The 8,419-nt window shown below is 61.8% G+C and carries 9 protein-coding genes; 5 read left to right on the top strand and 4 right to left on the bottom strand.

Annotated features, from left to right (window positions below; all coding sequences use genetic code 11):
* The first annotated feature begins 14 nt into the window (after positions 1 to 14).
* From ACGVJ8_RS01475 to ACGVJ8_RS01465, 3 genes are read left to right on the top strand one after another with little or no spacing between them, the layout of a single operon-like run.
* Entirely contained in the window at positions 15 to 731 is a 717-nt protein-coding gene (locus tag ACGVJ8_RS01475; protein ID WP_392345159.1) for a RibD family protein, read from the top strand.
* Between the two features lie 33 nt (positions 732 to 764).
* The gene (locus ACGVJ8_RS01470; RefSeq protein WP_392345158.1) at positions 765 to 1,940 is read left to right on the top strand and encodes a GNAT family N-acetyltransferase; all 1,176 of its coding nucleotides are present in this window, start codon (positions 765 to 767) and stop codon (positions 1,938 to 1,940) included.
* A gap of 9 nt (positions 1,941 to 1,949) precedes the next feature.
* Positions 1,950 to 2,357 carry a DUF4346 domain-containing protein gene (locus ACGVJ8_RS01465; RefSeq protein WP_392345157.1) on the top strand — a complete coding sequence of 136 codons (408 nt, stop codon included), beginning with the start codon at positions 1,950 to 1,952 and terminating at the stop codon, positions 2,355 to 2,357.
* A gap of 3 nt (positions 2,358 to 2,360) precedes the next feature.
* On the opposite strand, the gene ACGVJ8_RS01460 is transcribed toward ACGVJ8_RS01465, so the two are convergent.
* Positions 2,361 to 3,935 (bottom strand): B12-binding domain-containing radical SAM protein, encoded by a 1,575-nt coding sequence (locus ACGVJ8_RS01460; protein ID WP_392345156.1) that lies wholly within the window; start codon positions 3,933 to 3,935, stop codon positions 2,361 to 2,363.
* 123 nt (positions 3,936 to 4,058) lie between these two features.
* Here ACGVJ8_RS01460 and ACGVJ8_RS01455 point away from each other — a divergent pair, with 123 nt between their 5' ends.
* On the top strand, positions 4,059 to 4,172 hold the full coding sequence (locus ACGVJ8_RS01455; RefSeq protein ID WP_392345155.1) for a cytochrome B6: 114 nt from the start codon (positions 4,059 to 4,061) through the stop codon (positions 4,170 to 4,172).
* Here ACGVJ8_RS01455 and ACGVJ8_RS01450 read toward each other — a convergent pair.
* Both ACGVJ8_RS01450 and rimO read right to left on the bottom strand, forming a co-directional pair.
* A complete protein-coding gene (locus tag ACGVJ8_RS01450) occupies positions 4,165 to 5,388 on the bottom strand; it encodes an MFS transporter (protein WP_392345154.1) in 1,224 nt (407 codons plus the stop codon). The two genes, ACGVJ8_RS01455 and ACGVJ8_RS01450, sit on opposite strands and share 8 nt — an antisense overlap.
* Positions 5,385 to 6,761: a 30S ribosomal protein S12 methylthiotransferase RimO gene (gene rimO, locus ACGVJ8_RS01445; protein ID WP_392345153.1), complete on the bottom strand. Its 1,377-nt coding sequence runs from the start codon at positions 6,759 to 6,761 to the stop codon at positions 5,385 to 5,387. The genes ACGVJ8_RS01450 and rimO overlap by 4 nt, the downstream gene beginning before the upstream one ends.
* An 85-nt stretch (positions 6,762 to 6,846) precedes the next feature.
* Between rimO and ACGVJ8_RS01440 the strand changes: the two genes are divergently transcribed.
* The gene (locus ACGVJ8_RS01440) at positions 6,847 to 7,776 is read left to right on the top strand and encodes a vitamin K epoxide reductase family protein (protein ID WP_392345152.1); all 930 of its coding nucleotides are present in this window, start codon (positions 6,847 to 6,849) and stop codon (positions 7,774 to 7,776) included.
* A 13-nt stretch (positions 7,777 to 7,789) separates the two neighbouring features.
* Here ACGVJ8_RS01440 and ACGVJ8_RS01435 read toward each other — a convergent pair.
* On the bottom strand, positions 7,790 to 8,419 hold a 630-nt coding region (locus ACGVJ8_RS01435; protein WP_392345151.1), incomplete at its 5' end, for an FAD-binding protein.

The following is an 8,419-nucleotide window of genomic DNA, read 5'->3' as shown; positions in this document are numbered from 1 at the left end:
TGATCGACGGCTTGATGCCCCAACGCCCTACCCCTTCACGCCCCTTCGTTCGGCTGGTGCTGGCCATAAGCCTTGACGGCCGCTTGGCGCCGCCGGAAGGGGGTGCCGCCCAGCTGGGCGGTGAGGGTGACCGTCGTGCTCTGGAGCAGGCGCTCGCCTGGGCGGATGCCTGCCTGATCGGTGCCGGAACCCTGCGGGCCCATCAGTGCACCTGCTTGATCCGCAGCCCTCAGCTGCTTGAGCAACGCCGAAGCGAGGGGCGAGCCGAGCAGCCAGCTGCTGTGGTGGTGAGCCGATCCCCCGACTTCTCAAGCACCTGGCGGTTTTTTGATCAGCCGCTTCAGCGTTGGCTGCTGGCTCCTGAACCTGTGGATCAAGGCTTTGATCGTTGGTTCCCTTTGGCACCAACCTGGCCGGAGCGGCTCAAGGCGCTTGGAGCGGCTGAGATTCAGCGTCTGGTGCTCCTGGGTGGCGCCCACCTCACCTCTGATCTGTTGCAAGCCGATTGCGTCGATGCCCTCCAGCTCACCTTGGTGCCCCGGCTCCTGGGCGGCCGCTTCAGTTGGTTGCCTTGCACCGATGCGCCGTTGCCAGCTGCCTTGGCGCAACCAGGTGCTTGGCAGTCCGATGGCGCTGAGGATCTCGGGGATGGGGAGTGGCTTATTCGCTACCAACGGATCCGAATGGAACGCCCTTGCAGCCCTAATCAGCCCATTCGTCCTGCTGGTTAAGGTCATCGCACAAAGGCCAAAGGCACCGTCGCAATGACGTCACTCACGGCCCGCTGGCATCGCTCCATCAACGAGATCTCGGAGCAGCAGTGGAACAGCCTGGTGGGAGCTGACGCGATCCCCTTTTACCGCTGGAGCTGGCTGGAGGCTTTGGAAAGCTCAGGCAGCATTATTCCTGAGCAGGGCTGGCAGCCCCTGCATCTGGCCCTCTGGCGTGATGACATTCCGATTGCGGTGGCGCCGCTGTTCCTCAAGGGTCATAGCTATGGCGAGTTTGTGTTTGACCAGGCCTTTGCCCGTTTGGCGGCGGATCTGGGGCTGCGCTACTACCCCAAGCTCCTGGGCATGAGTCCGGTCAGCCCAGTGCTGGGTTACCGCTTCCATGTGCGATCTGGAGAAGATGAGGCTCTGCTCACCCGGGAGTTGCTGCGGGCGATCGATCGCTTCTGCGAACAGAACGGCATTCTTAGCTGCAATTTCCTCTATGTGGATCCGCAGTGGCGGCCCCTGGCGGAGGCCGCCGGCTGTGCCGCCTGGCTGAACCAGCAGAGCCTGTGGAGCCGCGGCGACGACCAGACGTTTGAGGATTACCTCAAGGGCTTCAATGCCAACCAGCGCCGCAACATCAAGCGGGAACGCAAGGCTGTGGCCAAGGCCGGGATCACCGTGACACCCCTCAGCGGCGACCAGCTGGACCTGATGCTGTTGCAGACCATGCATCGCTTCTATGAGCAGCACTGTGCTCGCTGGGGACCGTGGGGCAGCAAGTATCTGGAAGAGGGCTTTTTTGAAGCGTTGGCACGGTTGCACCGCGATCAGCTGATGCTTTTTTCTGCCCACCGTGGTGACCCGTGTGATCCGGTGGCGATGTCGATGTGCGTGCAGGACGGTCGACACCTCTGGGGCCGCTACTGGGGCAGCCATGAGGAGATCGATTGTCTTCACTTCGAAGTCTGTTACTACGCTCCGATCGAATGGGCCCTGGCCAACGGCATCGTCAGCTTTGACCCTGGAGCCGGTGGCAGCCACAAACGTCGGCGAGGCTTTGTGGCACGTCCCCACGCCAGCCTGCACCGCTGGTACCAGCCCCAGATGGATCAATTGATCCGCACCTGGTTGCCCAAGGTGAATAGCTTGATGATGGAGGAGATCGATGCCATCAATGGGGAGCTGCCCTTCAAAGCAGAACCTCCGTCCTTGGCTTTGTAGGTTGAAGGCATGACCACCAGTCCGGAAGCACCGGCATCCACCGCTGCGGCGATGGATGCTCTGGATCAGCGCCTGTCCCAGCGGTTCATCGCTTTGGATCCCAGTGGCTATTTCTTGATTAAGCTGGATCATGATGTGGCCGAATTGGTGCTTGAGCACTACGGCAACACCATCGATGAAAAAGGGTTGGCCAGAGATTCCGAAACCGGTGAGGTGCTGCCCTGCGACGGTGGCAATGCTCCTCGGCGCCCTTCAGCCGTCTACCGTGGAAGCACAGCCAAACAGCTGGGCATCCAGCTCACAGAAGGGCAAGGCCCCCACCCGGTCAGTTGCCTCGACCATGCCCTGTATCTGGGGCGGGAGTTGCAGAAGGCTGAGCAGTGCCTGCGTGACGGCACGGTCTACGTGCAGGACTGAGGATCAGGCCGGCTGCAGTTCTTTGGCTGCTGTGGGTTCTTCGGGGGGCAGTGATTCCAGCTGTTCGCGGATTTCCTGCTGAACGATCGAGCGGTACTCAAGGAAGTGCTCGTTGTGGGCCAGGACTGAGAGGAACTGTTCAAGCAGGGCGGGGTTGTTGCGTGCCATGCCAAACAGGTAACGCCAGAAACGGTTGCGGGTGTTGCGCTTGATGCCCTGCCGCCACACCACGATGCTCAGCGCCTTGAGGTCCACCAGGCTGGGCAGTTTGGCCGCGGCTTTCCAGCGGGGTGCGCCCATCTTCAGGTAGTAGCTGTAAACCCGGTCCATGTAGGCGTTGGGTTCGTACAGCGCGCAGAACGCGTCCACGTATTCGTTGGCAATGTCGCGGATCGGTCGGGTGGGTTTGAAGTTCAGAAGGTTGGTTTGATTCACGCCTTTGGCGGCGTCTTCCCCCTGAATCAAGCGACCTTCCCGCTCCAGTCGTGCCCAGAGGGCTGTCTTGGGCAGGGCCTGCAACATGCCCATCATCGCGGCGGGGATGCCGGTGCGGGTGACAAAGTCCACGATGCGGTGGCCTGCGCCATCCTTCTCGCCGTCGAAACCGATGATGAAACCCGCCATCACGCGGATTCCGTTGGCGGTGATCCGGTCCACCGCGGCATCCAGTGGGTTGCGCGTGTTCTGCACCTTGCGAGCCGTTTCCAAACTGGCTTCGTCCGGGGTTTCGATGCCCAGAAAGACACTTTCAAAGCGCGCGTCGTGCATCATCCGCATCATTTCCTCGTCGTCGGCTAGATCCACGGAGGCTTCGGTGGAGAAGCTGAAGGGGTACCCCCGCTCCTCCTGCCAGGTGCGGATCTGAGGCAACAGCAACTTGGCGTTGCGCTTGTTGCCGATGAAGTTGTCGTCCACCAGAAAGATCGATCGCCGCCAGCCCAGGTCGTGCAGATATTGGAGTTCTGCCACCAACTGTTCGGGGGTCTTAGTGCGGGGCTTGCGGCCGTAGAGAACGATGATGTCGCAGAACTCGCAGTTGAAAGGGCAGCCCCGCGAGAACTGCACGCTCATCGAGTCGTAGGCCTCGAGTTGCAGCAAATCGAAGCGTGGAATCGGGGTGGCGGTGACGTCTGGCTTGTCTCCCTCGGCGGTGAAGCGACCACCGGTTTCTCCCCGTTCCAGGGCATCCAGGAACATCGGCAGGGTGATTTCCCCTTCATCGAGGATCTTGAAATCCGCCAGATCCAGTTCCGGTGCATCCGGTGTGGAGCTCGCGAAGGGGCCACCAACGGCCACAGGAAGGCCTCTCTGCTTGGCCTTGCTGATCTGCACGGCCATGTCGTCCTTCTGAACGATCATTCCCGAGATGATTACCAGCTCGGCCCAGTTCCACTCCTCGTCCGTCACCTCCCGCACGTTGCGGTCCACTAGCTTCATCTCCCACTCCTGAGGGAGAAGGGCTGCCACGGTCACCATCCCCAGGGGAGGCAACAGCACCTTCCGATTCACCAACTCGAGGATCTTTTCGTAACTCCAGAACGTCTTCGGGAACTCGGGATAAACGAAAAGAGTGCGCATGGCGTCGGGCGTTGGTGAATGGACGTCCGGTCGGCCCGGCTGGAGATACCTCTCAATCGGTATCAGCTGTTTACAAACCTTAAGTGCAATGGCCAGATCCCAGGCTGGTGTCTGATCTAATGGTTGTCACCTCTGTACTTGCACATGGGCGTCGGCATCTATCTCGGCCTGGTTGGTTCCGGTCTGGTGACGGCTTTTGTGCTCACCAAGCTCCTGAAGGGAATCAAGCTCATCTGAGCGGTTCCAGCGTCTTCCTTCCTCGCTTTCGCATCCAGAGCACAGCCACAGCAGCACTGAGGCCACCGGTGACGGCGAAAGCCGTTGAGAGGCTGCTGAACATCACCATCAGGGCAACGATTAATCCACTGAGCCCGCCTCCTCCCAGGAAGGCGATCTGGCTGAGTCCAGCCATGCGACCACGCATCACCTGCGGTGAGCCGATCTGACTGATCAGGTTGCAGCTGCTCAGTAGCCCTGCTGTGCCGGCGCCGATCAGAAAGGCCATGGCCAGGCTGAAGACAGGCGCTGGTGTGCGGGACATTCCCAGCTGGGCCACTGCGGTAATCAAGCCAAAGCCCCCGAGGGTGAGGAAAGGGCGCCGGCAGAAACGCTGGCTGTTGCGTTGCAGCACCAGGCCGCCTATAATGCTGCCGCCCGCCAGCACGCTGGTGAACAGCCCTAGATCCGTGGGCTTGGGCCCCAGTTGGTCGAAGGCGATCAAAGGGGCCAATCCAGGGTGGTAAAAACCGATCAGACACAACACAGCGGTGAAGCTGAGCACCCCCTGAAGGGTGGCACCGCAGTGGCGCCAGGCATTGAGCAAGCTGGCGTCTTGGCCGCCGCTGCTGCGCATTTCCTGATCCCGATTCGGGCTGAGCAAGAACATCACACTTGCGATTGGCAGCAGATAGCTGGCCGCATCAATGCCCAAGGCCAAGGCCGGGCCAGTTGCCGCCAGCAATAACACACCGATCGGGGGGCCCACCAGCTTGCCCACGTTGAACACCACCGAAAAGCTCGTGAGGTAGCCCGCCAGCTGTTCCGGCTGCTCCACAAGGATCGAGCAGTATTTGTTGCGGGCCGTTAACTCATAGGCACCGGCGATGCCCACCAAAAGGGTGCTACAAAGCAATAGCAGCACCTGGGCCGTGCCCTCCAGCAGGGGAATCGCTAGGGCTCCCAGGCCAGAGGCAGCCAGTAGTGCCCATTGCGCCTGAACCAGCACCCGTTCACAGCCCACGCGGTCGGTGCGCACCCCCGCTGGACCACTCACCAGCAGGGTGGGAAGTGAAAGAGCAGCGAAGTTCAACGCCAGCACAAAGGGGTCCACGCCCCCTTTCATCAGAATCCAGCCCTTGGCGGTGATGCCGGCGAACGAACCAGCCGTGCTCACGCCGGAGGCGATCAGAAAAAGCTGGCGTTGCTGCTCGGCCCGCAGTTTGAAAAGGGTCAACCCTGGCGTCTCGCTGCGGCCACCATGGCGCGGGCGCCAACAATCCGCCCGCTGAGGTCGTAGATGTCGGCCCCGGTGATCTCCACCGGCACCAGGCTACCCGGCGCGGCCTGCTGACCATCGGCGCCGGGTAGCACCCGCACTTCACCGTCCACTTCGGGTGCAAAGCGGGCGCAGCGACCGATCATCTCGCCGGTTTGTGGGTTGTGCTGTTCGATCAGCACGTCAACAGTGCGCCCCACCCAGCGGCTGTTCTGTTCTGCCGAAATTGGTTGTTGCAGAGCCATCAGGGCATCCTTGCGGGACTGAGCCACCTCGGGATCGACGCGATTGGGCAGGTCGGCTGCTGCCGTGCCGTCCTCCCGCGAGAAGGTGAACACCCCCACATGATCGAAGCGTTGGCGCTCGAGGAAGCCCATCAGGTGCTGGAAGTGCTCCTCGGTTTCGCCGGGGAACCCGGTGATCAGCGTGGTGCGCAACACCGCGTCGGGGAGTTGTTCACGGATCTGATCCAGCAGGCGGTCGTTCACATCCGCCTGCCAGGGGCGATTCATCGCCCGCAGGACCTCCGGATGGCTGTGCTGCAACGGCAGATCCAGATAAGGCACCACATTGGGCACCTCTCGGTATACCGCCAGCACGTCTGGGGTCAGCCCGGTGGGATAGGCATAGTGCACCCGGATCCAAGGGATTTCCACTTCTCCCAGGGCCCGCAGCAGTTCCGCCAGCTTGGGTTTGCCGTAGAGGTCAAGGCCGTAGTTGGTGGTGATCTGGCTGATTAGGATCAGCTCCTGCACGCCTTGTTCCGCCAGTTGGTGGGCTTCGGCCACGATTGATTCGATCGGTCGGCTGCGCTGATCCCCCCGCAGCTTCGGAATGATGCAGAAGGCGCAGCGGTAGTCGCAGCCTTCGGCCACCTTGAGGAAGGCCACCGCCTGGTCGGTGGTGCGTTGGCGTGGCAGGTGTTCGTCACCCACAAAGGTGGGAACGGCGCTGACCTGGTTCACCTGCTCCCCCGCTTCCACCCGCTGCAATACATCCACGATGTGCTGGTAGTCGCCGGTTCCCACGATGGCTTTGGCCTCGGGGATCGACTCCAGCAACTCCTCCTGGAAATGTTGGGCCAGGCATCCCGCAATGATTAATTCCTTGCCCTGTTCCGCCAGTCCCACCAGGGTGCGCACCGATTCCTCGCGGGCGTCCTGGATGAAGCTACAGGTGTTCACCACCACCACGGCGGCATTGCGTTCATCGGTGCTGACGCCGTAGCCCGCTTCCGCCAGCAGCCCCACCATGTGTTCGGTGTCCACCCGATTTTTCTCGCAGCCCAGATGGGCGAAGGCGACTGTCGGTTTTGTCGGGGTGCTTGTCATCACGTCGCCGGCAGGCCAAAGATCAGCCTACGAAGCGGCCAGATCACGCCGGAACTGACAGAATTCGATCACTTGAAGATCAAGGATGGGCACCACCCGTCTCGTTAGCCGTCGCCGCCAGGATTCCGGCGCCAAATGGGCGCGCATCGCCATGGCGGTGCTGGCCAGCGCGGGGCTGATCGACACCGGTTCGATCAGCCTGAAGCGCTGGGGTTTGCTCGGCAACCTCACCTGTCCGATGGCGGCTGATGGTTGCGACAAGGTACTCAACAGTGCCTGGGGGACGATTTTCGCCGGGATTCCGCTGTCGATGGTGGGGGTGTTGGCCTATGGCGCCGTGCTGCTGATGGCGTTACTGCCCTTGTTGCCGGGCTTGCAGGAAAACAAGAATGACCTGTTACGCCGCACCTGGTGGGGCCTGTTCACGGTCTCCCTGGCCATGGCTGTCTTCAGCGGTCTGCTCTTGGGGGTGATGTTGCTCAAAATTCAGGCCTTCTGCTTCTTCTGCGTTCTCTCCGCTGGGCTTTCCCTGGCCCTGTTCGTACTGTCCATCGTTGGTGGTGGTTGGGACGATTTGGGGCAGCTGCTGTTTCGCGGCGTGCTTCTGGCCCTGTCGGTGCTGTTGGGGGGCTTGATCTGGGCGTCTGTGGTGGATCCGAATCGGCCCGAGGCCGTGGCCAGCGGATCCGGCGTCGCACCGCTTGTCACCACCGAGAGCACGCCCGCTTCGATCGCCTTGGCTGAGTACCTCACCAGCAGCGGCGCCGTGATGTATTCCGCCTACTGGTGCCCCCACTGCCATGAACAGAAGGAGCTGTTCGGCAAGCAGGCCTCGGATCAACTGAAAGTGGTGGAGTGTGCGCCGGACGGTGAGAACAACCAGGCCGATCTCTGCCGCAGCAAAGGATTGGAGGGTTTCCCCAGCTGGGAGATCAACGACAGCATCGATTCCGGGGTGAAAGGGCTTGACACCCTGGCGGAACTCAGCGGCTACAAGGGCGACACCGACTTCTGAATCAAGGATGCCCTTAGTCCCGGACGGCACGGGTGACGATGCCCCGCTGCCGTTGTTGCCGGCAATGCTGCCTCCATTGCGGTAGCGGGGCAGGAGCATCGCTGCGGTAGTGGCCTCCCCGGCTTTCTCCGCGAAACAGGCAGGCCTCAAGCATGAGACGGCTGGTCAGCAACCTGTGGTGGAGATCCAGCAATAAGTTCAGATCACGTCGGCTGCTTTCCGCCAAAAGCCTGGGGGCACCGGGGTCCTCTCGCAGCAACGCCTGGAGCAGCGCCTGCTGCTCCAGGCGTTGTTCGTCGGCTTCGACTTTGCCGATGGCCTGGCGCAGTCCAGCGGTGGATCGTTCCACCCCCGCCCGTCGCCAGCAGAGCTGCCGCAGCTGCTCGATGCCGTCGATCAACTGCGAACTGCTGCTGCCGTCGAGGTCTAAGGCAAGCGGTTGCGTTGTGCTACTGCCGAGGGCCGTTGGGACGGGGCCGAGCTCGATCTCTTTGAGGCGATGGGCGAACACCAGACACTCCATCAGGGAGTTACTGGCCAGTCGGTTGGCGCCGTGCAGGCCTGTGCAAGCCACTTCTCCCACGGCATAGAGCCCGGGTAGCGTCGTAGCGGCCTGCAGGTCTGTGGCGACCCCTCCCATCCA

The organism is Parasynechococcus sp. (assembly GCF_042954245.1).
Taxonomy (GTDB): domain Bacteria; phylum Cyanobacteriota; class Cyanobacteriia; order PCC-6307; family Cyanobiaceae; genus Parasynechococcus.
The sequence above is the reverse complement of the archived record's forward strand: the minus strand, read 5'-3'. Positions and strand labels throughout refer to the sequence as shown.